This window comes from Porphyromonas uenonis 60-3, from assembly GCF_000174775.1.
Classification (GTDB): Bacteria; Bacteroidota; Bacteroidia; order Bacteroidales; family Porphyromonadaceae; genus Porphyromonas; species Porphyromonas uenonis_A.
Genome location: NZ_ACLR01000120.1, coordinates 45,662 through 69,407, shown reverse-complemented (window position 1 = coordinate 69,407; position 23,746 = coordinate 45,662). Strand labels below are relative to the sequence as shown.

Here is a 23,746-nt window from a genome sequence, read left to right as displayed (position 1 = left end):
GCTATGAATAGACAAAAGGCACTCTTCATCGTCTACAACAGCGCCCTGCATGGGCTCGTCCTACGCACCCTCGAGCAGCACAATGCCAAGGGCTATACCGAGTGGAGCGAAGTCTACGGACGTGGCTCCGCAACGGGCGAACCGCATCTCGGGAGCCACGCTTGGCCGACGACCAATGGCGCTATGATGGTTATCACGGACGCTGAGCGAGCCGAGCGAATCCTCTCGGCACTTCATCAGATCGATCTAGACAACCCCCAGCAAGGTCTGCGAGCCTTCGCCTGGGAGGTCACCGACATGATCTGACGGATACAGCGCTAGCACAGTAAGAAGCGTCAGTCTCGCACGAACGGGGCTGACGCTTTCTACGTATTTGTGGAGAGGGTAGCCTGATGTTATCGCTATTTGTTGAGCTCGATGAGGCGATCGTTGAGCTCGGCGTTGCTCCGTAGGCGGGGTATCTTGTGCTGCCCGCCGAGCTTGCCCTGCTCCTCGAGCCAGTCGTTGAAGAGCCCTCTCCGAGCAACCACCAGACGGGGCATTAGGAGCGCCATATTGGCATAGCGCTTTGCCTCATAGTCGCTATTGAGCGTGCGGAGCTCTTGGTCAATGCGCTCGATGAAGTGCTCTGGATCGGCTGGCGGCGTCTCAAACTCTACGATCCACTCGTGATAGCCATTCGCCGTGTCTAGGCAGAAGCGCGGTGCCACCGTGTAGTCTAGCACCGTGACGCCCATCTCCTGAGCGACGCGTGAGATGGCTGTGGTCGTGTTGTGGACCATCAGCTCCTCGCCGAAGGCATTGATAAAGCTCTGCGTACGTCCCGTGATGATGAACTTGTAGGGGTGCAACTCGGTGAACATGACTGTGTCGCCGATGATGTAGCGGTAAAGCCCTCCGAGGGTGGAGATGACGAGCGCATAGTTGACCCCTTTCTGTACGTCGGCTAGCGGTATAGCCTGACGGTCGGGTGCGTCAAACTGAGACATCGGGATGAACTCGTAGAGAATGCCGTAGTCCTGCATCAGGAGCATAGAGCTAGAGGTGGGGTCATCCTGAATGCCAAAGAAGCCCTCGCTCGCATTGTAGGTCTCACGGTACTGCATCCGCTCGGACGGGATGATCTGACGGTACCGCTCACGGTACGGATCGAAGCTGATGCCCCCGTGAAAGAAGACCTCGAGGTGAGGCCACACCTCTGAAAGGTTCTCCCGTCCTGTATGCTCTAGGATCGCCATGATGGTCTCGAGCATCCAGCTCGGCACGCCCGAGAGACTGCCCACGTCTGCTGTTGCGACCTCCTGGACGATCTGTCGCATCTTGGCGGTCCATTCGCTCATGAGGAGGGTTTGCTTCGAGGGAACGCGATGCCATTCGCCTAGGGCAGGCATGTTTTCCACCAATATGGCGGAGAGGTCGCCCGTGTGGGTGCCTGCGGCAAAAGCGGTGGGCTTGTGGCTTCCCCCGATGACTAAGCTCTTGTGTGCAAAGAACTCACTGTCGGGTCGTGTGTCTAGGTAAAGCCAGAGCGCATCTTTGGCTCCCTGATAGTGGCAACTCTGCAGATGCAACCCAGGTACGGGAAGGTACTTGCTACGACCTCCCGAGGTGCCACTGGAGGTGGCGAACCAGCGACAGCTACCCTTGATGAGCTGATTGCGCTCTCCCTGTAGCATACGCTCTACCCAGGGACGCAGCTCCTCGTACTCAACGATCGGGACGATGCGCTGGTAGTCGCTGTAGGTGCGGATAGGCTCACTCGTGAGGGACTGCTCGTAGGCGGTGCCACGTAGTACACGCATGATGCGCTTGAACTGACGCATTTGGATAGCTTCGCTCTGCTTAGCGTACCGCTCGATGCTCTTGAGCCGGAGGTACATGAGGCGATAGATGGTTGCGGTCTTTCTGTCCATAGTTTTACAGCTGGGGATTACTTTACGGCTACCAATCTCTGATAGCGTAGCATGGGGGAGATGAGGTAGACGAGGGTAGTGTATTGGTTCTCTGTCTGGTAATAGTCGCCCTCGATAGCGTTGCTGGCTAGAGGAGCGGGAGATGGCGAGGTGCTATATCGGTAGCTGACGTAGCCCCCCTTGACGAGGAGCGACAGCTCGAAGTGCCCTGTCTCGCGGTTGTAGCGTAGCGTGCGCTGCTCCTTAGGCAGTGCGTCAAAGGCAGCTCCCTCGATGAGCGGGGTACCATACCTGAGTGGGTCATCTAGAGCCAGTCGCCAGGTGACAAGATAGTAATCTGTCATGGTCTCGTCGTAGTACGGGTCGTAGTCTGTCTGGCGAACTTTGCGATACCCATTGGCATCGGGGACTGTGATGTAGCTACCGCTTGTCGGGCGGTCTAGATAAAGGTAAGCCTCGGGGGGCGTCTCCTGACTATTCAGGTGCTCCACGCCCATATTCGCCTGATAGGGAGACAAAATCTCGAAGGCTCGCCACTCATTGCCCGCAGCAAAGGTGGCTCCGTCATGGCCTCTGAAGGTGAGACGCCCAGGAGCGAGGGAGGTGGGGCGAGTGAGTCGCTGGTAGCGGGTGGAGGAACCGTTTTGGCCGACAGTCACGAGTAGCTCCGTGAGCGGGTCGCTGGCTAGTGTGGGGGAAAAGGTTAGCTCTAGCTCCACTTGCTGAAAGCGGGAGTAGTTGCCCTGAGGCGTTGTCGGCACTACCTGCTGAGCGACCTCGGCGAGAGGTTCGTAAAGAGCAAAGCTGGTGACGAAGATAGGCTCCTCTTGCAGTTCTTCGCACCAAGCGGTGAGGCGGTAATTGCCCGAGAGGAGCGGTTGTAGTACGGAGGCACCTCCGAGGCGTAGCTCGTAGTGACGGTAAGCGACGCTCGTGGCTTCAGAAGGGGTGCTTTCGTCTGTCTGCCAGCGCGCTCCGATCCAGCCATCGAGATATTCGCTGAGCGCCATACGGTCATTGACCTGCCAGTCGGCATCGCACAGCTCCAGCTGGTAGTGAATGCGATGCGGGACAGGGTCTGCGAGGTCAAAGCTCACCACGATCTCCTCATCGCTACTAGCCAAGCGGGCGATTGGATAGGGTATAGCGACTGGCTCCCCGTCACGCCACACCTGACACTGTAGAGTTTGTACCTCTGTCGTGTAGATGTGATGCGGGAATATCTCTCCTCCTGAGAGTGAGCTGGCAAGGGCTAGGAGGAGCAAGCAAAGCGTCCATAGCTTATTCATCGTCCCAAAGTTACAGCTCTTTGATGGAATGACCAAGAGTCCACGGACATACTCTCGTTATGTGCCTTCGCAGAGAGCAAACAAAAAGGAGACAGACCCCGCAGTGTGGATCTGTCTCCTATATTGTCAGTTGGCTAGCTAGAGCGCTAGCGTAGACTAGTGATTAGTTGCCGTGAGCAGCTTGGATCTCCTCGTACTTAGCGTTGTTGCCCAGTGCGTAGTAGATGTTCCCAAGGAGGTAGTAAGAAGCATCCGGATTGATGCTGTAAGCCTTCTCAAGGTAGGGAAGCGCCTTGTTGAGAAGCTCGTTGCGCTTCTTCTGAGCAACTGCTGCACCGCCCTCCTCCTTGTCAGAGAGAGCTACAGCCTGATTGTAGTAGACTCGTCCGATATTGCATAGAGACTCGACATAGTTAGGATCTATATCTAGAGCTTTGGTAAACCACTTGATGGCTTCCTCCTCGTTACTACCCTCGTAGAGCTTGCCCATCACGTCATAGAGCTGGGGGTTCTCAGGATTGAGTTCGATAGCTTGGTTGAGGAAGGTTCGTGCCTCGTCATACTTGTTCTGTACGATGTAGGTATTGATCAGGTTGACGGAGTAGTATGGCTCCTTGGGGAAGAGCTGGAGCCCCTCGCGCATCGTCGAGATATAGTTAGTCGTGTCGCCCTCCTCAATGTAGGTCTGAGCGAGTATCTGGTAGACCTCGTTCTGACGGTAACCACTGCCCTTGAGCTCCTCACCGTACTTAATAGCTAGCTGCTTGTCGCCAGCCTGATAAGCGGTGATGATGGCAAAAAAGTCAACCATCAGCGAGTTGGAGTCTGTCTGAGCGAACTTTTCTCCCTCGAATAGGGGAGAGCGCTTGATCTCTCTGAATGACTGGAATGCCTTGAGCGCATTCTTGAAGTCCTTCTGCTCCATGTAGTATCCTCCTGCATTGATGTAGTAGAGGAGGTTGTCCTTGTATGCGTTAGCAATCTTCTTCTCAAACTTAGGACGTACCTTGCCCTTCTCGTTGGGCTGGTGATCGACCTCATAAGTCTTCGTGTAGTATGCGTGCATATCTAGGAGAGCCTTGTACATGCTAGGCAGGTCTTGAGGCTCATTCTTGAGGCTCTTTTGATTTTCGCCAGTGAAGGCACGCTCCTCAATGAGTCCCGCTGTGTACCAAGTCTTGGCATCGTCCTTGGTCTCTGGATTCTCTAGAGCTTGTTGGATTAGGGCGCGAGCTCCAGGATAGTCTGGCTTGCTAGCATCGGATAGACGGTCAGCACCTCTGACGTTGGAGGTCTGTGCGCATCCAAGTGTCAGTGCACTCATCAGCACGAGTAGCACTAGGGTTACTTTACGTGTTGTCTTCATATTCTAAATTGGTGTTACTAGTTTGTTGTCTTACTCTTTATTATAGATGGCTTGCGGTTGGAGGCTAATCCTCGCTACTCTCCTCATCTTGTGCAGGAGAGTCGTCAAAGTCATTGAGATCCTCCTCCTGTGGGACAAACTCTGAGGGATCGTCTAGGTCAGCCTCGTCTACGAGCTCTGGCTCCTCCTCCTCGGCCACTACATTACATATAGATGCGATTTCGTCCGAACGTTTATTGAGGTCGATCATCTTGACTCCCTGAGTAGCACGTCCCATGACACGTACCTGCTCCATAGAGAGACGGATGGCGACACCACTCTTATTGATGATCATAATGTTGTCGTCGTCCTCTACGGCACGTATATCGATGAGCTGACCCGTCTTGTCGGTCACGTTGATCGTCTTGACACCCTTGGCGCCACGCTTGGTGATGCGGTAGTCATCGATGCGTGAGCGCTTGCCGTAGCCCTTCTCGCTGATGACGAGGATGGTCTCATCGCTGTTCTTCAGGCGATGCACTACCATACCGACGACCTTGTCGTTAGGATCATTGTCAAGACGGATACCACGAACGCCCGTCGCCGTGCGTCCCATAGGACGGACCTCCTGCTCGTTGAAGCGGACACAGCGTCCATTGCGGTTGGCAAGGAATATCTCGCAGTTACCATTTGAGAGAGCCACAGAAACAACCTGATCATCGTCACGTAGGTTGATCGCACGGACGCCCGTCTTGCGAGGATTAGCGTAGTGAGCTAGGAGTGTCTTCTTGATCAAGCCCTGCTCTGTAGCGAAGACGAGGTAGTGCGTATTGACAAAATCCGCATCGGTCGTCAAGTTCTTAATACGTAGGAAGGCCGTGATGCGGTTCTCCTCGTCAAGGTCTAGAAGGTTCTGGATATGTCTGCCCTTAGAGCTCTTGGAGCCCTCTGGTATCTCAAAGACTCTGAGCCAGTAGACACGACCTGTAGCGGTAAAGAGCATCATCGTGGCGTGCATCGTCGCTGAGTAGATGTACTCGACAAAGTCTTCGTCACGACTGTCGGCACCCTTGACACCGACACCGCCACGTGTCTGCGTGCGGAACTCTGAGAGTGGCGTACGCTTGATATATCCTAGGTGAGAGATGGTGATAACCATGTCCTCGTCGGCGTAGAAGTCCTCAGGATTCAGATCTTCCGAGGCGTATACGATCTCCGAGCGACGCTCGTCGCCATACTTCTCAATGATCTCACGGCACTCCTCCTGTATTAGCTCCATACGCATATTGATGTCGCTGAGGAAGAGGTTCAAGTAGTCAATGCGCTCCTTGAGCTCATTGTACTCATGTTGCAACTTGTCAATATCAAGCTTCGTGAGCTGTCGTAGACGCATATCGACGATGGCTCGCGCCTGTAGCTCCGAGAGGTTGAAAGCCTCCATCAGTCGATTCATAGCCTCGCGAGTCTCCTCACTAGAGCGGATAATGCGTATGACCTCGTCAATGTGGTCTACCGCAATGATCAAACCCTCCAATATATGGATACGCTCCTGCGCCTTACGAAGCTCATACTGGGCGCGTCGTGTCACCACATCGTGGCGGTGATCGACGAAGTGACCGATGAGATCCTTAAGGTTGAGCTGACGAGGGCGACCATTGACTAGTGCAATGTTATTGACGCTGAAGTAGCTCTCCAGGTCGGAGTACTTATATAGGTAGTTGAGTACGACACCAGCGTTGGCGTCCTTCTTTATATCTATGACAATGCGGATACCCTTATTGCTCGACTCATCGGAGATGTCGCTGATGCCGTCGATTTTCTTCTCGTTGACCAGCTGGGCAATCTTAGCGACCATGTCGCTCTTGCGCACCTGATAGGGTATCTCACGGATGATGATCCGCTCATGGCTGTGGTACTCCTCTATGTCCGCCTTGCCACGTATGACGATACGTCCACGTCCCGTGCGGAAAGCTTCCTTGACCCCCTCGTAGCCGTAGATGACACCCCCCGTGGGGAAGTCTGGAGCCTTGACATACTGCATCAACTCATCGACCGTAATCTCACCACGAGCGTCAATGTAAGCGATACAAGCGTTGAGTGTCTCCGTAAGATTGTGCGGAGCCATATTGGTCGCCATACCGACGGCGATACCGGCAGCACCATTGATCAGAAGGTTAGGGATACGACAAGGAAGGACTGTCGGCTCCTTGAAGTCCCCGTCGAAGTTGTCCTGAAAGTCAACTGTCTCCATGTCAATATCACGGAGCATCTCCTGGGCAAACTGATTGAGCCTCGACTCAGTGTAACGCATCGCAGCGGGCGAGTCCCCGTCGATAGAGCCAAAGTTACCCTGCCCCTGTACGAGCGGGTAGCGCATGTTCCAGCCCTGAGCGAGACGTACCAATGTATTGTATACGGAGCTGTCACCGTGGGGGTGGTACTTACCCATGATGTCACCGACGGCGCGTGCACACTTGCGGGTAGGATTATTGTAAGTGTTGCCACTCTCATTCATCGAGTAGAGTACACGACGATGCACCGGCTTGAGACCGTCGCGTACATCGGGTAGCGCTCGAGATACGATGACAGACATTGAGTAGTCAATGTAAGAGGTCTTCATTTCGTCCTCAATGTCCACTGGGATAATCCTATCTATACTATCTTCCATAGAGTCAATTGTGTTTTATTCGCTTGGTCGTAGAGGCTGGCAGACGCACTCAGATCCAATTCCTCCTCGTCAGCCATGCTCACTCAGCTGGTGCCACTAGTCGGGCTGACAGCTTTAGAGAGACCTCTACTTTCAGAAGGCTAAGTTACGAAAAATATCTCTATCCGCCTCAGTAAGATGCTCGGCAGAAGACTTACGTCCTGGGCTTCTAGACTTCTATAAAAGACAAAGGAGAAGTATCTGAATGCTCCGCTCTGGTTCTACGACTGTGAGTAAGACTGACTTCAGAAACTTCTCCCTCTTGGTGCGAAGATAGTAACTATACTTCAAATGGTAAAATAACCACTAGAGCAGAGTACATAGACTCCGCAAGTCTCTTTAAAATACGACCGCCAGCAAGAGACTTTCAGACGGAAGAGTGGCGCGATTACTCTTTCGAGCAATCTCACCGTTCTTGTTGCAAAGGTAACAACTATATCAGAAATAAGCAAATAGAGAGGCGGGACGATCTCCTTCTATTTCCATCCTCAAGTGCAATCTCTCCCGAGAAAATCGGAAATCTTCACGGAGCAAATGAAAATTCCCCACGGAGGGCCGAAATAAAAGTTCGGAAGAATGAAATGAAACTTCGGAAGAAAGATTTCGAAGTTCCGATGAATTTTTCGTTTCCTCGCTGGATAATCAAAAAGCTCCACCGAGGAATTGTCCGATTTCCTTGATAGTGCCGTTGATAAAGTCATCCTATATCAGGTGTCAGCCCGGGCTTGCTGTGGATTCTACTTACAAACGCATACTTGATACGATACTTGCGGAATCTGCTGAGCGTAAAATCAAGTTCCCACATAAACGAAGATAAGGCGAAGAACTAATAACTTCCGATTTCGTACTCGGGAGGGATAGAAGTTCAACGCCTTATTCAAGAAGAGTGTCGGCTTGAAGTTATCGCGCACCATTGACTTCTCCTCTTGCTAGCAAAGGTAGCAACTAAATATCAATTGATCAAACGATCACCTTACTGGCAGAGCAAAACACAATAAGAATAGACTAAGAACAGCTCCTTCTGTGCTGACAATGGTTACCACAAAGGCTAAGCTTGATAGAGTGTGATGAACAGTGCTAGTCTGACGACTTTGGGGTCACATCTCTGATGGAGAAGGAGCTCTTGAGGACACGATTGTTGTAGTCCTGCACGATTGCCTTAAAGAGTGCCGTGTAGTGCTTTACCGCTGACGATGTGGGGGCGGTGGCACGACTGGGCTCCGTCTGCAGGTAGGCTGCGGGCGCCTTGACAGTGACCTGACCATCAGCGGTCATCGTGAGCGTGAGCGCCTTCGTGAAGAAGAGGTACTGGTTGTGATAGAAGTTGAGCGCATAGTGCTCTGCCTGCTGGTCGAAGATGTTACTCCCGTAGCTCAGTACAGGCTCCGTGATACCGAGCAGGTAGAGGAGGGTGGGGAGGATATCTATGTGCTGCACGACATAGTCGCTGACCTCTCCTTGTAGCTTGCCCTGCGGGTCGAAAAATAAGATAGGCGCTGCAGCATGTCCCGCTAAGTTGGCATATAGAGGTTGGTCGCTGAGGCTGGTATGGTCTGCCGTGATGACGAAGAGCGTGTTACGATACCACGGCTCCTCTTTGACCCGCTCGAAAAACTCTCGGAGAGCTTCATCCGCATATTGAGCCGTCTGATGGATCGGGAGGGTGCCTTTCTTCAAGTGTCCCTTATATCCCTTGGGCATACTAAACGGACTATGATTAGATAGCGAAAAGAAGAAGGCTCCAAAGGGCTCCTGGAGCGACTTCAGATCTTTCGCCATGGCCTGCTCGAAGGGCAGGTCGTGTATACCCCATGTACCGACCTTAGCACTAGACTCATCGGGATGTGCTGCTAGGTAGTCCTGAGCGGTGTATTGATCCTGGACACCTAGGCGGTTGAGAAATGAGTAGAAGCCCATAGCCCCCGCCTCGTCACCGTGGTAAAACTTGAGGTGATAGCCATTGTCTCCTAGTGATAGCGGTAGCCCCGTGTCGTAGGAGTCGAAGTGCTGGTAGTTGTCCATAGTAAATGCCTCGTCATCAAAGGTACCCCCAAACGAGGGTAGCGAGACAAAGATGGAGGGAAAGGACTCAACCGAGCGCTTGCCAGAGGCAAAGCCGTACTGCGCATAGAGCGTGTGTGGCATCAAGCTATCGAGGTAAGGGGTGTAGCTCGGATACCCGTCGATATATCTATTAAGGTAGCCAGTGTACTCTCGCGCCATACTCTCTAAGATGATGACGACGACGTTGCGCCCCTGCATGGAGCCAAAGAGCGTGTCGCTCTCAGAGAGCGGTGCCGCCTGATAGTAGGGCGTGAAGATGGTCGGGAGCTCTTCGTCTGTGTAGAAGGTGAAGAGTTGCCGTGTAGCCACATCTTTTGTCAAGGCTACAGGCGTGTTTTGCAGTAAGGGAAATTGCTCTGGATCTGTGGCGTAAGAGAAGAAGTGTAGCGTGGATACAGGCTTGCTGTAAAGGTCCCAACTGCCTCGCATACTGAAAAAGAGGAAGATGACCATCCCTAGAGTACAGGATGCGTCTACCCAATAAGAGCGACGAGAGGAGCGCTCCTTGCGCTGATACTGCACCAGCCAGTAACCAGCGATGGTGAGAGCTAGCAAGACTAAAAAGGCTATCGTCAGAGGCCAAAACTCTACGACGAAGTCTTTGTAGAAGCTAAACATGCTCTTCCCCTGGAACTCTCGGAAGATGTCACTATTGGCTCGCCTCAGGACGAACGGATAGTAGCCCGTGTCTGACACGTTGAGGAAGATGAAGACCCCTAGTGGCAAGACGTATGCTACATGGCGTACCCAGCGATACCAGCGACTCATCTCAACCCGTCTAGGTAGGTAAGCCCCTACGATCATCATGAGGTAGTAGAGGAGCAGGCCATATGCGATGGCGACCATGTCTAGTATGTAGCCTCCCTGCATGAGGCGGAGCAACTGCCAGCCGTCTACCGAAGGGAAGAAGGACTGATTGTAGAAGAAGTAGAGCAATCGGCACAGCTGCATGACTACGATCGCCAGGAGTGTATGAGAGGCTATCGCGATCCAGCGTGATTTGGTTATAATCATCCTCTATAGAAGCTTTAAGTTCGGATTTGGTGTAGCGTGTTCCAGACTCTACTGATTATGACAATCTCTCGAAGAGTCTCTCCCAGTCCGCAATAATATGGTCTATATCAAAGGCCTGCACGTACCTTCTAGCGTGCTCTGCCATAGCGGTGCGTCTATCGCTATCTGCTATTAGCGAGGAGACCTCCTGAGCAAAGAGGTTTAGATCAAACGGCGGTACTAGTACGCCAGCACGCCCCTCGTCTAGGACTACTCCAGTGGCTAGAAAGGAGTCAAAAGCAACGGGTACGACCCCATGCTGCATAGCCTCCGTGAGTACCATCGACCACCCCTCGGCATTGCTGGTCAAGATTGAGATAGCAGCCCGCTCGTAGTAAGGTTTTGGCTCTTGAGTCCCTAAGATGTCACAGTTCGCTAGTTGTGCTTTCTCTAGAGTGGCTCGGTAGGGACCATCACCGAGTACGACCAGTCGCCAGTCGGGATGCTGCGCTGAGACCTGACGCCAGATAGTGGGGATGTGCTCGATGCCTTTACCCTTGACGAGGCGCCCGACGTAGAGGACGATAGGCTCCTTGTCGTAGGCGGGGGCTAGCTCTGTGGGTAGATAGGTATTGGCATTGTGTATGACGGCAAACTTTGAGGGATCTTGGATATGCGCAATCCGTGTGATGAACTCTGCGCTAGGCTGGCACAGCACGACAAAAGCATCGGAGAGACTATAGATCTTACTCCACGAGTTACCCCATTTGCGATTCATAAAGGCTCTGACAGCTCGATTGACCACTTTGCACTGCCAGTACCTGTAGTGATAGGAGTCGGGGGTGGTGTGTAGTACCTGTACGAGCTTGGCTCCTGCCTCATAGGTAGCCTCACGGAGCATGCCAGCTAACCTACGACTATAGGCAGAGTGTGAGACTAAGACGGACACGTCGTGAGAGCGCAGGAAGTCTCTCAGCGCTATGCGGTTTTCCTCAGCCTCGATCTTAGAGGCATTAGGTAGTATGAAGGTGTTTTTCTGAAGAGCGGTCTTCCCCCAACTATCCACACAAACATAGCAGAGATGGTGTCCTCGCTCCTCTAGAGCCGTGGCTACTCGATGAGAGACCTTCTCGATGCCACTAAAGAGCAGATCGATCGCATACCAGTTGAAGAAAGCTATATTCATCTCACCATCACGACTAGATGACTACTGGTATTTGCTGATGAAGCGAAGAATCCGCTGACGAGCCTTGACTCCTTCAATCGTAAAGGGATTGTCAAATGTCCCCAGCTCGTTCAGACGACTCAGAGCCTGAGCAAGCTCTCGCCGATCTTCAGGCTCGGTGACACGCTGCTCTAGCTTGTGAGCGATACGATAAGTGATCATAGCCCACATGCACTCACGCTGCCAGTGCTCTTTTTGGTAGGGCGTGGCTCGCTCCTCATAGAGCTGATAGCTGTGCTCCAAGCCTTGGATCCAGTTTTTGATCTTCTTGGTCCGACTAGAGGATCGGTCTATGGAGCCTATATTGGGAAAGTAGTAGTAAAAGGGCAGATCCGTGATTACCGTCCGAGGATTCTTGAGAATCACCTCGCTCCACCAGGGGAAGTCTTCGAAGATAACCCCTTTGAGAAAGGGCACATCCTGCACCAAACTCCTACGAAGTAAGTGGCGCCACACGTAGAAGTGCTTGATCGGGTACTCAATCCTCGTATGGCTGTACTCCGTTACATGAGCGAAGATGTCGTCGGTCGTGTAGTACTTGACCTCGTCTAGCGAAAATCTACGCTTGAGTCCGCAAGGCATCGTATTATCTATGTTAAAGCCTAGCGCATGACGTACGAGTAGGCGTGGACGAAAGAGTGGATCTTTGTACCAAGAGACGATGTCGGCATCCTCTTGCTCGACTAGGGCATAGGCGATCTCAAAGGTCTGAGGATGGATCAGATCGTCTGAGTCCAAGAAGTTGATAAAAGTTCCCTTAGCCACGGCCATACCTGCGTTGCGGGCATCGGATAGTCCTCCATTCGCCTTCGTAACGATCTTAAAGCGTGGGTCTCTCTCGGCGTACTCCGCTAGGATCTGCGCACTATTGTCAGGGCTCCCGTCATTGACACAGATAGCCTCCCAGTCGGTGAAGGTCTGCGCTAGGACGCTATCTAGACAGCGTCGCAGGTACTTCTCTACATTGTATACGGGGATGATGACAGAGATCTTGGGCATAAGAGATGGACTACGTATATGTTTCAGACTGTGTCGTGAAAGCGCTCGGGTATCTCGACGATGAGACAGAGTCCCAGCATGGCGGGCTTATTCCACGCATAAGGGGGACGTATATAAGTCTGGAGCTTGCGGGCTAGTCTTGTCGTACTGTCCCACGGACGAGCCTTATGATTGGTCACCTGCTGGATAGTCTTCGATCGCTTAGCGATATGTTTGGTCCAGCCCGCCTCTCGTCGGTCGGGATCGGCAAAGCGAGCCTCGATACGCTTCATGTCAAAGTAGCCGAAGTGAAAGAGGTAGAGCTGCGGATCAATGGTGAAGTTGTGCCCTTTGATACGATGAAAGCCCGATCCCCAGACGACTGGCTGAGCGATGACGCAAGGCTTGGTGTAGCGTGTCGATAGCCGTGCGTAGTGACGCTGCTGGAGGAAGGGGCTATCCTCTCGGATGTCGTCCTCCTTCTCTAGATGCTGTCCTACATCGACGCCTAATCCTGAGACGCTGACGCCTACCTGGATTTGGCTCAGGTACTCCTTGAGTCCCATGCCAACGAGTGGGTCGACGACAAGTATTTCGTCGGCATCGACTCCGATGACGAGGTCGTAGCCTCCCGTGGTGAGTAGCTCCTTGGCGCGCTCCGAGAGGAAGGCTAGTCGCTCCTTCTCGGCAGAGACTACCTGTCCTTGGATCTTATCCACCGCCACGACCGTAGCTTGCGGGCACCAGTCGGGTAGGGGCTGATCCTTGCCATCTAGATAGATGTAGAGGTGCTCCTCGCCCAGCTCTCGCCCGTAGTAAGCCGTCCACCGGCGCAGGTAAAAGTCATCGTTGCGCACCATCGTTAGGGCGGCAACACGCTTGGTTTCCATAGTTAGGCGCTAGGCGTCAATGTTGGCGTAGGTAGCGTTCTCCTCGATGAACTCGCGTCGTGGCTCGACATCTTCGCTCATGAGCATGGAGAAGACGGAGTCTGCACTGGCAAGATTGTCTATGGTCACCTTGCGGAGGGTACGTGTCTGCGGGTTCATCGTCGTGTCCCAGAGCTGTATATCGTTCATCTCACCGAGACCTTTGTAGCGCTGTATCTTGATACGGTTCTCCTGTCCGTTGCCATACTTGGTGACGAAGTTGGCCTTCTCGTCATCTGTCCAGCAATACTCCTCAATGCGGTCTTTCTTGCAGAGGTAGAGGGGGGGATTGGCAATGTAAACGTAGCCGTTCTCAATGAGCGGACGCATATTGCGGAAGAAGAAGGTGAGGATTAGCGTGGCAATGTGAGCGCCATCGACATCGGCATCGGTCATGATGATGATCTTGTGGTAGCGAAGCTTGGAGAGGTTGAGCGCCTTAGAGTCTTCCTCTGTGCCGACCGTTACGCCGAGCGCTGTGTAGATATTCTTGATCTCAGCATTGTCTAGGATACGGTGCTGCATAGCCTTCTCCACGTTGAGGATCTTACCACGCAAGGGTAGGATTGCCTGATACTTGCTGTCTCGTCCCTGCTTGGCTGTACCACCTGCGGAGTCTCCCTCCACGATGAATAGCTCGCACTCGCTGGGATCTTTGCTCGAGCAGTCTGCCAGTTTGCCTGGTAGTCCACCGCCCGTGAGAGGCGACTTACGCTGTACCAGCTCACGAGCTCGGCGTGCAGCGTGACGAGCCTGAGCTGCTAGGATGACCTTGTCCACGATGAGCTTAGCCTCTAGAGGATGCTCCTCGAGGTAGATCTCTAGCGCCTCGCTGACAGCTGCATCGACGACGCTGACTATCTCGCTGTTACCGAGCTTCGTCTTCGTCTGTCCCTCAAACTGTGGCTCAGCAACCTTGACACTGACGATAGCGGTCAAGCCCTCACGGAAGTCATCGCCCGAGATCTCCTCCTTGATCTTATCTAGGAGATGCGAGTCGGTCGCATACTTCTTGAGCGTGCGGGTCAATCCACGGCGAAAGCCAGTTAAGTGCGTACCGCCCTCGATGGTATGGATATCGTTGACGTAGGTGTAGACGTTCTCCTGATAGGAAGTATTGTAGGTCAGCGCCACCTCTACGGGTACGCCCTGCTTCTCCGTCGTGTGATGGATGACATCGTGGATGAGCGACTCCTTAGCGCCATCTACGTAGCGGACGAACTCGCTCAGTCCATCCTCCGAGTAGAAGGTCCACGACTTAGGCTGTCCCTCCTCATCGTGTACTCGGTGGTCAATGAGCTTGAGGTGTAGACCAGCATTCAGATAGGAGAGCTCACGCAAACGGTGCGAGAGCGTGTCGCTACTATATATAGTCTCACGAAAGATTGTGTCGTCAGGCTTGAAGGTGATGCGCGTCCCCGTATCCGAAGCCTCGCCGACCACCTCTACGCCCGTCAGAGGTTTCCCTCGGCTATACTTCTGGCGGTAGATCTTGCCGTCTCGATGCACCTCGGCAATGAGTGACTCGGAGAGCGCATTGACACAGGATACACCCACACCGTGGAGACCTCCTGACACCTTGTAGGAGCCCTTGTCAAACTTACCGCCAGCGTGTAGCACCGTCATGACCACCTCCAGGGCGCTCTTGCCCTCCTTGGCGTGCATGTCGACGGGGATACCACGACCGTTGTCGGTTACTTGGATAGAGTTGTCTGGTAGGATCTCAACTAGTACCTCGGTACAGTAGCCAGCTAGAGCCTCATCGATGGAGTTGTCGACCACCTCGTAGACAAGGTGGTGAAGTCCCTTCTCGCTAATGTCACCAATATACATGGCGGGGCGCTTGCGCACTGCCTCTAGTCCCTCGAGGACCTGTATGCTACTGGCTGAGTAAGCACCTTTATCCTGTGGTGCAGTCTTTATGTCTTTCTCTTGTTCGCTCATTGTAATAGGCTTATCGTCAGTGGGTGTGAAAAGTGCTATCCGAGAAACTGACCTTTCATCCCACTATCTAATCTTGAACAGTACAAAGATACAGAAAATGCGAGGATAATCTCTCATCCTTTACTCTGAAGCTTTATCCTGTGACTGTTTTGGTCGCACTTTGCGGGTTCGTACGAAGAGCCACTCCTCGGAGGTCGCTTCGTCGATTATCTCTAGCCCCACGGAGGCTAACCCTGAGCAGATGGCTGTGCGATCCGAGAGGAGGAAACCACTGAGCCACACCTCGCCACCCGATCGTACGGCCGCTACGTAGCTGGGGAGGTCCTGTAGGATGATGTTGCGGTGGATATTGGCAAAGAGCAGATCCGCCTTGCTGGGGTAGGCGGAGAGGCGCGCAGCGTCACCATGTAGTACGCTGATCCGCTCCGTGGGTGCGAAGCCATTGAGCTGGAGGTTGTGTAGCGTATTGGTCACGCATTCGGACGATATGTCTATCGCTACGAGCGAGTCGGCACCGAGCAGCAGAGCCGCTATGCCGAGGATGCCCGTCCCGCACCCCATGTCGATCACTTGAGCGCCCGTCACGTCGTAGTCGAGTAGATGCTCTAGGATCATACGAGTCGTGTGGTGCTCGCCCGAGCCAAACGAATTGTACGCCTCGATGAGTAACTGTAGCTCATGCGTTGGTAGTGTCGGAGCCAGCTCAGGCGTGGTGACCAGCATGCGCCCCCGTAGCGATATCGGCTCGAAGGTCGTGCTGCGCCACGCTGCCAGCCAGTCACTGGAGGGCGCCAGCTCGTGGCGGTAGTGCCACGCTATATCATATAGTGTCAGGGCTCCCGCATCTGTGGCGAGCTGGCTGTCAATCTCCCTGCTCTCCCGCCAAGCGTCATCGGAAATGTAGGCCTGAAGCAACCCTTTGTCAGGCTCCTCCTGAAAGCTTTCGAAGCCCCAGTCGGCTAGCATTTGCGCAAGCAAAGGCATCGCCCATTCCGTCTCGCCGAGTTGCTCCGTGGTAAAGGTATAGTGATGGTACATAGCGTAGTTAAGCAGCTAAGTTCGTTGGGGCTAGTTTGTCTCTCTTGGTGAGTAGTACGATGATGGCGGTGATCCCTTTGCCGATGGATGAGAGGGAGATAGCCCACCAGACGGCTGGCAGTCCCCAGCCCAAGTATATCAGTAGGAGCGCTAGCGGTATGCGGAGCAGATTGCCTACGATGCTGATTATGGCTGGTGTATTGCTCCGTCCTACACCGTAAAACAGCCCCTGCGTCGTAATCTCCGCCATGATAAAGAGCTGGGAGAAGCTGGCGATGTACAGGTATCGTCCGCCCTCTATATAGGTCTCAGGATCTGGCACAATCAGCGCAAAGAACGCCCTGCCGAGGAAGAGAAAGAGCAGCGTCCCGAAGAGACCTATCGACAGCGTCATGAGGATCGTCGTCTTGTAGCCACGCCACACACGGTCAAACTGACGTGCCGCATAGTTGTGCCCTACGAAAGTGGCTAGGGCAGTGCAAAAGCCTTGGCACGCATTCCACGTTACGCCCTCTAGCTGTCCGCCAGTCGTCATGACCGCCACGCCGATAGCGCCACCCTGCTCAGATGCTAAGCGTCCCATAAATATGCTGATCAGCGCAAAGAGCGAGTTGAGTAGCACCACTGGTACGCCAATAGCGAAGATGCGTCGGCTCTGCTCTCCCGCTAGCTTTGTTACGATAGAGCTCCCGTCCAGTATCTTGTCGCGGTGCTGCATGCGATAGTAGAGGATAGCGCAGACGGCCAGCTGAGAGAGGAGTGTGGCGAGGGCTGCCCCGATGACTCCTAGATGGCAGACGAAGATGAGTAGCGGGTCAAGGATCATGTTGAAGAGTAGCCCCAGCGAATTGATCTTGAATGGGGTCATACTCCGTCCATGCGCATTGTAAATGCCACTCATGGCGAGCGTCAGGAAGTAGCCTGGCAAGCCAACCAATACGATGCGCAGATAGCGGAGCGCCATCTGGTGCACATCCGCTTCTAGATTGTAGATGCCCACGATCGGAGAGCCAAAGAGCAGGTAGACGAGCGCTAGGAGCGTCCCGACGATGAGCGCCCAGGTGGTACAGTGGCGGGCGAACTTGATCGCAAGCGGTTTATTACGAGCTCCGAGGCTCTGCGAGACGCACACTTCGGCACTGGTCTTGGTGAGCTGAGCGATTGACGTAGCGATCCATAGGAGCACTCCGATGACTCCGACGGCGGCCACCTCACGACTGCCGAGACGTCCGAGCCACGCCATGTCGGTGAAGTTGTACGCCATCTGGACAAACGAGGTGGCGACGATCGGAGCCGCCAGTCGCAGTAGTTGCTTACGGATCGGACCTTGAGTGAAGTTTATGCTATTAGTTTTGATGATTTTACCTTCTAGTGAGCGCTGTCATCTATTGCGACAGCCTCGGTTACAAACTTGGTGCAAAGGTATCAAAAATGGGGGCAGCGAACCCACCCCCACGGGCGAAACAACCGTGCCCTCAGGGTGGCAAAAGATTTTCATGCCCATGAAAATCCATTTTCCTCGGTAGGAAAATCTAGTTTCCTCGGTATGAAACTTCAGTTTCTTCGGTATGAAACTCTAGTTTCACCTAGATGAAACTTTTGTGCCAGCCCCCTTGAAACTTTAGTTTCATCCGATGGAACCAAGGAAAGAGACAGATGAGACGACAAAAAGAGAGGAGACGCCGATGACGACATCTCCTCTGATCAAATGGTGGGGCGAAGTTTACCGCTGCGTCTAGCTGGGCTAGTGGCTCACGATGAGCGTAAGACGGTAGTTGCGCAGGGGCATGGGGTAGTTGGCGACAACATCGTAGGCTTGGCTCAGGAGGTTGTTGCACTCGAACTGCAGACGCAGGCCGTACCCTCGGACGGTGCGCTCGTAGGCGAGGGCTAGGTCGTTGGTGTACCACGGCTGGAGATGATTCTCGGGGAAGTTCTCCAGCTGACTGTACCGCTCGCCAGCGTAGATAAAGTTGTAGTTGAGCTGCCACCCCTTATACTGCAGGATTGCTGTGGCGGAGCCGCTATGCCAGGGGATGTAGGGGATCTGGTGGCGGTAGTAGCTCTCCTTAGGATCGGTGACCTCGATGGCTCTCTGGTAGGTGTACTGAGCCCGCAGCGATAGCTGCAGATCACGGATAGGGATGAGGCTCCAGGTGCACTGAGCGTCGATGCCTCGTATGTCGACCTTGCCGAGATTGATCATGGTCCAGCGGAATTGCTGTCCCTTGGGGTAGGCGATGATTTTGTTGGTCACGAGATTGTAGTAAGCGTCTACCTTGAAGTCCAGGGTGTGGAGCCACGGCTTTTGCGGTGCGAGCTGGTACTGCAGACCCACGTTGTACTGGGTGGTGTGCTCAGGGTCGAGCTTGACATTGCCTATCTCGGTGTAGTATAGATCGTTGAAGGTGGGTAGGCGAAAGCTTTGCTTATAAAAGGCGTTAAGTCGTAGATCAATCGCCTCCCACGGCTTGACCGACAGGATGGCTGCGGGGGTGAGCTTGCGAAAGAGGGGAGCACGTGTGAGTAGCTTCGCTTTGTCCTGAGCTAGCGTGCCGAGGAGGCTGACCTGCGCATTGATCCACTCATTGGTATAGGTCGAGGCGAGGGCGAGCAGGTGGGTGAAGCGGTGCGGGTAGACGAAGTCGTAGAGATTGGCGTCGAGCTTGTTCCACTGCAGATCATAGGCGGCGGAGAGGTACCAGTGGTCAATCAACTGAAAGGCTGAGGCGACCGAACTGTATAGCTCTTGCTGCTGGTAGAGGTTGTCCACCTTGAAGGCGGCTGTCGGCTCGTTGCGCACAAAGTGGGTCTGGTAGTAGGCATACTTGGCGATGGCATGTAGACGTATGCGGTCGCTGAGCTGCTGCTCATAGGTGGTCTGGACGAAGCTGTTGTTGTCCCAGAGGCGCTCGCCACGACGCCACACATTATTGACGATAGCGCCGGGGATGCCTCGCTCGCTGTTGTAGGTGTACACCTTGACGAGCATCTGACCATCGGGGAGCCCGATGTGGAGATTGCCCTCGAGTCGTGTGGCGTTGATGTCTCCATTGTGCCGGACGGCTGTGGTGTCGTAGGCTATCTCGTGGGTGAGGGGAAGGACTTTCCTGTATCTAAACTTGTACTTGCCGCTACTCTTGATCCACTCTGCATTGAAGGACATGGAGACTCTAGGCTCCAAGCGGTGCTCGATCAGTATGGCGGGGTTGAAGAGGTCAAAGGAGCCAGTCCGTAGAGTTGCTCTCAGATTGGTCTGCGCACCATCGGTAAAGGTAGGCTTGCGTGTCTGAAGGTAGACGGTACCGCTAGAGCCAAAGTCCTTGGCAGGCTGGAGGTAGCTACCCTTTTGCCCATTGAAGACCTGTATCGCCTCCATATTGTCGAGGGAGTACTGGCCGAGGTCTATTTGCCCGTTTTGCGCATTGCTCAGCTCGACACCATCGTAGAAGACACCAACGTGGTGGGTGCCCATGCTGCGGATGTTGACCGTCTTGAGTCCACCGACTCCGCCGAAGTCCTTGACCTGAACGCCCGAGAAGGAGCGGAGCGCATCGGCTATGGAGAAGGCACTGAGCGCTTTGAGCTCTTGCCCTGAGAGTTGCTGTGCGGGTATGATGCCACGCTTGTAGTCTGGCTCACGGGGAGCTCGTACCACTACGGTCTCTAATAGATGCGTTTGTACGGTGTCGCGTGGGGAGGGTTGCTGCGCACATAGCTGAGGTGTGGTGGCGCAGAGGAGGAGTAGAGAGAGGATGAGAGTAGCCATCGGGATAGAAGTCCTAGATGTAAAAAGAGTAGGGGCGAACTCCCTAAGAGTCCGCCCCTACGTAGCTGTCTAACGGACAGAGATGGGCACCTAGTCGTGTGCCTTGTGCTGTCGGCTTACTTCTTTACGAATGCAATGTGACCGGGTAGCATACCTGTGCGGTTGATCTGCCACTTGAGCTTGCCATCGGGGGTGAAGCAGTATAGCGTACCACTAGAGACATAGTCCTTGGCATCCGTGATGTAGATGTCGCCTGAAGCGGGGTGGATAGCAAGACAATAAGCGGTCTGAATGTTTGCATCCGTACCGTCTGTGATAAAGCTCTCGGCGAGAGGCTTAGCTGCGTTGATGTCGACCAGACCGAAGCCTATCTTCATCTTATTAGCCTCACTGTCCCAGACGCTGCTGTAGTAGTAGAGCTTGTCACCATAGAAGGCCATCTGAGCACAAGGCATATTGAGCGAGTCGAGCTTCGCAACCTTTTGCGTAGCTGGATCTAGGTCTATGTAGTAGAGGTTCGAGGGCACGTTGCCGTAGTTACCACGAGAGGTGACCCATAGTCTACCGTTGTGGTCCATTCTGAGGCGGTGGAGGTTCATACCGACCTCAATCTTGTCTACTTCGGTGAAGCTCTTAAGGTCAATGACTGATAGGGTGCGCTCATAGTTTGGCTTCATGTAGCCACCAGAGTTAGCGACGTATAGTCTTTCGCCCTTGACAACCATCTCCTCAGGCTGGTAGCCTACGACGACCTGACCTGTGATAGCAAGCGTGTTGAGGTTGACACGGTAGACGGCGCCACGGACTTCCCCCTTAGCGTCTCGTGTGCTCGTGCTGACGTAGCTAGAGACGTAAGCGTTGTCACTATCGAAGCAGATGTAGCGACAGTTGGGAATGTCTACCTGACCGATGCGCTTACCGCTCTGAGCATCGAGGACCTCTACTTTGTTAGAGCTGTTGATGACTGCGTATAGCCTAGAGCCGTAGATCTGCAGATCGTTGCCTGTGTCGCCAAGCTCCTTGACGACGTTGGGATTGATCGTAGCGTAGATGTTTCGGCTGTAGGTGCCACTGACGAGGTTCATGTAGTCCAGCGAACTGTTGTTTGCCTGGAAGTTACCCTCGTTGAGCAGGTAGAAGCCAGTGATACCACCGCTGACCTGCGAACTATTTGCGATGACCTCAGAGTCGGAGGGTACGACGGGGTCGTCCTCGCGACAAGAGTTGAGAAGTCCTAGACTGAGGATACAGAGTAGGAGTAGATTGCGATACAAGTGATTCATAATTGATTTGGGGTTATTTGCTTGCAAATATAGTGAAACGAATTGGGCTGGTGCCTTTGGGTATACTAAAGGCTTCCAGCCAGTGTGCAGATAATCCGCATGGCATCTGCAAAGGGGGCTAGAGCGCTGGCTCTTTGCTGCCAGAAGCTTGCGTATTGCTTGCTGTGGTCTTGGCTCGTGAGCGGGGTGTCGCTGACGATGCGTAGGCTGACGAGTGGCGTATGATATAGGTAAGCTGTCTGAGCGATGGCGGCGCTCTCCATATCAACCGCAACGAGGTCGGGGTATTGCTGCGCGAAGGCTCTCAGATGATCGGCCTCGGGGATGAAGGTGTCGCCACAGAGGAGCAGTCCCTCGTGAAGTGGTATGCGTAGTTGCTTAGCCACAGTCGCCATGGCTGTCGCATCTGCTGAATATTGTGCGGGCATGCCCTGTACTTGTCCACGCTCGTTGCCCTCGCCACACCATACATCGTGATAGCGGTAAGCTGTCGAGAGGCAGAGGTCGCCGACCTGCGCTCCTGCGTAAAGTCCTCCCGACACACCAACATTGACTAAGAGCTGGGGCTGGTAGCGCACTATCGCTAGCTGTGTGGCAAGCGCTGCGTGAACCTTGCCGATGCCTGTCTCAAGGAGGTGAAAGGTCCACTCCGTCTGATGCCCTTCTATTCGTAAAGTGTAGCGGTAACTAGCAAATGGCTTCTCCTCAACCAAAGTACGCTCCACTAGCTTCACGGCGGGAGCTAGAGCCTCTATAGCAGAGTGTATCGCCATGCGCTCTTTACTCATGGCGCATAGCAGGACAATGGAGGGGAACATGCGACTAGCTCTTGATCAGAACTTGATGATCTTGGGTTGATTGACTGGTTGGGGGGTGGGCTCGGCACCTTCCTGTGTCGGATCTACGCTGGGGAGCTCCTCTACGTCTGCGCTAGGCATCCTAGTTGGCGTGGAGCGCTGAGCAACCTTTGAAGTGTCCAACGTTTGCGACATAGCAGGTGTCTGGTTGCCGTACTTATACTTAGCACGTCGCTCCTCCACCTCTGAGTAGCTGTGGTTCTTAGCGGGCTCCTCGTCGAGGTAGTCAATCAGGTCGTCACGATCTAGCTCGTCGTCGGTCAGCACGATAGGCACGAAGGTGGGCAGGGAGCTACGAGGCTCAAGGTCGAACTCGGAGTAATACTGGTTGAGTAGCTTGTTTTGCTCCTTCTCGATCTCTGTCTGGCGCACATAGTCCTCTACATCCATAGCGGTCATAGGCATGTGCGCCTCCTTTTGGAAGCCTGAAGCGATGATGACGACCATTACTTTGTTGCCAAGCTCTTCGTTGAAGGCGTGACCTGACTTGTTGTTCTGCAGATTGCGGATAGAGGAGGTGAGCTTCTTGATCTCGTCCATTTCGTCGGTCGTCAACGCGTCGGACGGGTCGTAGAAGATAGCGAGCTGTAGCCTCGTCGCCGTGGTGATGTCGTCGTTGTTGAGTAGCGGAGAGCGCAGTGCTGAGTCGATAGCCTTGCTCACACGGTCGGATCCCTCGCCGTAGCCGATGCTGATGTGTGCGATTCCTCCGTCCTTGAGCGTGGTGCGTACGTCGGCGAAGTCTTGGTTCATCTCCATCTCGTTGGTGATGACCATGGTGATGGCGCGAACGGCATTGGCTAGGATCTCGTTTGCTTTGTTGAGAGACTCGTCCCAGGGTAGCTCTCCGTAGACTTGGTTGATGTTTTCATTGGCAATGATAACCAGTGAGTCCACCTCTTGGCGCATGCGCTCGGCCCCTTGCGCAGCTTTGATCATACGCTGTCTCTCCTCACGGACGAAAGGCATGAAGATAAAGCCGACCGTGAGCAGTCCCATGTCGCGAGCTATCTTCGCAATGACAGGCGCAGCGCCAGTACCTGTGCCACCTCCCATACCAGCACAGATGAATACCATCTGGGTCTCGTTGTCATCGAGGAGGGAGTGGATGAGCTCTCGGTCTTCTAGGGCGGCCTCTTCGCCGACCTCGATCTTACTTCCCGCACCCAGTCCCTGGGTTAGCTTCTGTCCGATGACGGCTACATCTTTTAGCCCACTCTTGGCGAGGTCTTGCTCATCTGTGTTGAGGAGCAGATAGGATACCCCTTGGAGTCCAGAAGCGTGAATGTGCTTGACGGCATTGCCTCCAGCACCACCTACGCCAATCACCTTGATCAGCTTTTTCTGAGCAACCGCTTTGTTGTATTTGAAGTTGACGAGCTTGTCTGCGTTATCCATTTGTCGAAAGAGGT

Annotated in this window: 16 protein-coding genes; 1 reads left to right on the top strand and 15 read right to left on the bottom strand. The window is 53.8% G+C overall.

The genetic code is table 11. The annotated features are described in order from the left end of the window. Window positions 1-3 precede the first annotated feature (3 nt). Window positions 4-306, top strand: coding sequence for a PG0541 family transporter-associated protein (locus tag PORUE0001_RS03970; RefSeq protein WP_007365137.1), 303 nt, complete (start codon window positions 4-6; stop codon window positions 304-306). 95 nt (window positions 307-401) lie between these two features. On the opposite strand, the gene PORUE0001_RS03965 is transcribed toward PORUE0001_RS03970, so the two are convergent. The 15 genes from PORUE0001_RS03965 to ftsZ form a co-directional block, all read right to left on the bottom strand. Then, window positions 402-1,913, bottom strand: a complete 1,512-nt coding sequence (locus PORUE0001_RS03965; RefSeq protein WP_039865562.1) for a GH3 auxin-responsive promoter family protein — start codon at window positions 1,911-1,913, stop codon at window positions 402-404. 17 nt (window positions 1,914-1,930) lie between these two features. Then, window positions 1,931-3,202: a type IX secretion system plug protein domain-containing protein gene (locus PORUE0001_RS03960; RefSeq protein ID WP_007365178.1), complete on the bottom strand. Its 1,272-nt coding sequence runs from the start codon at window positions 3,200-3,202 to the stop codon at window positions 1,931-1,933. A gap of 163 nt (window positions 3,203-3,365) precedes the next feature. Continuing rightward, a complete protein-coding gene (locus PORUE0001_RS03955) occupies window positions 3,366-4,568 on the bottom strand; it encodes a tetratricopeptide repeat protein (RefSeq protein WP_007365163.1) in 1,203 nt (400 codons plus the stop codon). Between the two features lie 64 nt (window positions 4,569-4,632). Beyond that, a complete protein-coding gene (gene gyrA / locus PORUE0001_RS03950) occupies window positions 4,633-7,215 on the bottom strand; it encodes a DNA gyrase subunit A (protein ID WP_007365166.1) in 2,583 nt (860 codons plus the stop codon). A gap of 1,116 nt (window positions 7,216-8,331) precedes the next feature. After that, complete coding sequence (locus PORUE0001_RS03945) at window positions 8,332-10,332, bottom strand: LTA synthase family protein (RefSeq protein WP_007365179.1); 2,001 nt, start codon at window positions 10,330-10,332, stop codon at window positions 8,332-8,334. A gap of 55 nt (window positions 10,333-10,387) precedes the next feature. After that, complete coding sequence (locus PORUE0001_RS03940) at window positions 10,388-11,497, bottom strand: glycosyltransferase (RefSeq protein ID WP_007365136.1); 1,110 nt, start codon at window positions 11,495-11,497, stop codon at window positions 10,388-10,390. Between the two features lie 21 nt (window positions 11,498-11,518). Beyond that, a complete protein-coding gene (locus PORUE0001_RS03935) occupies window positions 11,519-12,535 on the bottom strand; it encodes a glycosyltransferase family 2 protein (protein WP_007365198.1) in 1,017 nt (338 codons plus the stop codon). 23 nt (window positions 12,536-12,558) lie between these two features. Beyond that, window positions 12,559-13,404 carry a glycosyltransferase family 2 protein gene (locus PORUE0001_RS03930; protein ID WP_007365135.1) on the bottom strand — a complete coding sequence of 282 codons (846 nt, stop codon included), beginning with the start codon at window positions 13,402-13,404 and terminating at the stop codon, window positions 12,559-12,561. Between the two features lie 9 nt (window positions 13,405-13,413). Next, complete coding sequence (gyrB, locus tag PORUE0001_RS03925; RefSeq protein WP_007365176.1) at window positions 13,414-15,387, bottom strand: DNA topoisomerase (ATP-hydrolyzing) subunit B; 1,974 nt, start codon at window positions 15,385-15,387, stop codon at window positions 13,414-13,416. A gap of 120 nt (window positions 15,388-15,507) precedes the next feature. Further along, window positions 15,508-16,425, bottom strand: coding sequence for a 50S ribosomal protein L11 methyltransferase (gene prmA, locus PORUE0001_RS03920; RefSeq protein ID WP_007365150.1), 918 nt, complete (start codon window positions 16,423-16,425; stop codon window positions 15,508-15,510). 7 nt (window positions 16,426-16,432) lie between these two features. Further along, on the bottom strand, window positions 16,433-17,785 hold the full coding sequence (locus PORUE0001_RS03915; RefSeq protein WP_039865558.1) for an MATE family efflux transporter: 1,353 nt from the start codon (window positions 17,783-17,785) through the stop codon (window positions 16,433-16,435). A gap of 384 nt (window positions 17,786-18,169) precedes the next feature. Further along, window positions 18,170-20,194 carry a TonB-dependent receptor gene (locus PORUE0001_RS03910; protein ID WP_007365158.1) on the bottom strand — a complete coding sequence of 675 codons (2,025 nt, stop codon included), beginning with the start codon at window positions 20,192-20,194 and terminating at the stop codon, window positions 18,170-18,172. 116 nt (window positions 20,195-20,310) lie between these two features. Further along, a complete protein-coding gene (locus tag PORUE0001_RS03905; protein ID WP_007365170.1) occupies window positions 20,311-21,477 on the bottom strand; it encodes a DUF5074 domain-containing protein in 1,167 nt (388 codons plus the stop codon). A 65-nt stretch (window positions 21,478-21,542) separates the two neighbouring features. Then, entirely contained in the window at window positions 21,543-22,295 is a 753-nt protein-coding gene (mtnN, locus tag PORUE0001_RS03900; RefSeq protein ID WP_007365134.1) for a 5'-methylthioadenosine/S-adenosylhomocysteine nucleosidase, read from the bottom strand. Between the two features lie 15 nt (window positions 22,296-22,310). Next, window positions 22,311-23,732 carry a cell division protein FtsZ gene (gene ftsZ / locus PORUE0001_RS03895; protein ID WP_007365196.1) on the bottom strand — a complete coding sequence of 474 codons (1,422 nt, stop codon included), beginning with the start codon at window positions 23,730-23,732 and terminating at the stop codon, window positions 22,311-22,313. Window positions 23,733-23,746 lie beyond the last annotated feature (14 nt).

Excerpts from the sequence above, each read along its gene's own strand:
- PORUE0001_RS03960 (WP_007365178.1), bottom strand. The coding sequence starts at position 3,202 with ATGAATAAGCTATGGACGCTTTGCTTGCTCCTCCTAGCCCTTGCCAGC.
- PORUE0001_RS03905 (WP_007365170.1), bottom strand. The coding sequence starts at position 21,477 with ATGAATCACTTGTATCGCAATCTACTCCTACTCTGTATCCTCAGTCTA.
- PORUE0001_RS03910 (WP_007365158.1), bottom strand. The coding sequence starts at position 20,194 with ATGGCTACTCTCATCCTCTCTCTACTCCTCCTCTGCGCCACCACACCT.
- PORUE0001_RS03945 (WP_007365179.1), bottom strand. The coding sequence starts at position 10,332 with ATGATTATAACCAAATCACGCTGGATCGCGATAGCCTCTCATACACTC.
- prmA (WP_007365150.1), bottom strand. The coding sequence starts at position 16,425 with ATGTACCATCACTATACCTTTACCACGGAGCAACTCGGCGAGACGGAA.
- ftsZ (WP_007365196.1), bottom strand. The coding sequence starts at position 23,732 with ATGGATAACGCAGACAAGCTCGTCAACTTCAAATACAACAAAGCGGTT.
- PORUE0001_RS03955 (WP_007365163.1), bottom strand. The coding sequence starts at position 4,568 with ATGAAGACAACACGTAAAGTAACCCTAGTGCTACTCGTGCTGATGAGT.
- PORUE0001_RS03935 (WP_007365198.1), bottom strand. The coding sequence starts at position 12,535 with ATGCCCAAGATCTCTGTCATCATCCCCGTATACAATGTAGAGAAGTAC.
- PORUE0001_RS03940 (WP_007365136.1), bottom strand. The coding sequence starts at position 11,497 with ATGAATATAGCTTTCTTCAACTGGTATGCGATCGATCTGCTCTTTAGT.
- PORUE0001_RS03970 (WP_007365137.1), top strand. The coding sequence starts at position 4 with ATGAATAGACAAAAGGCACTCTTCATCGTCTACAACAGCGCCCTGCAT.
- gyrA (WP_007365166.1), bottom strand. The coding sequence starts at position 7,215 with ATGGAAGATAGTATAGATAGGATTATCCCAGTGGACATTGAGGACGAA.
- mtnN (WP_007365134.1), bottom strand. The coding sequence starts at position 22,295 with ATGTTCCCCTCCATTGTCCTGCTATGCGCCATGAGTAAAGAGCGCATG.
- PORUE0001_RS03965 (WP_039865562.1), bottom strand. The coding sequence starts at position 1,913 with ATGGACAGAAAGACCGCAACCATCTATCGCCTCATGTACCTCCGGCTC.
- PORUE0001_RS03930 (WP_007365135.1), bottom strand. The coding sequence starts at position 13,404 with ATGGAAACCAAGCGTGTTGCCGCCCTAACGATGGTGCGCAACGATGAC.
- gyrB (WP_007365176.1), bottom strand. The coding sequence starts at position 15,387 with ATGAGCGAACAAGAGAAAGACATAAAGACTGCACCACAGGATAAAGGT.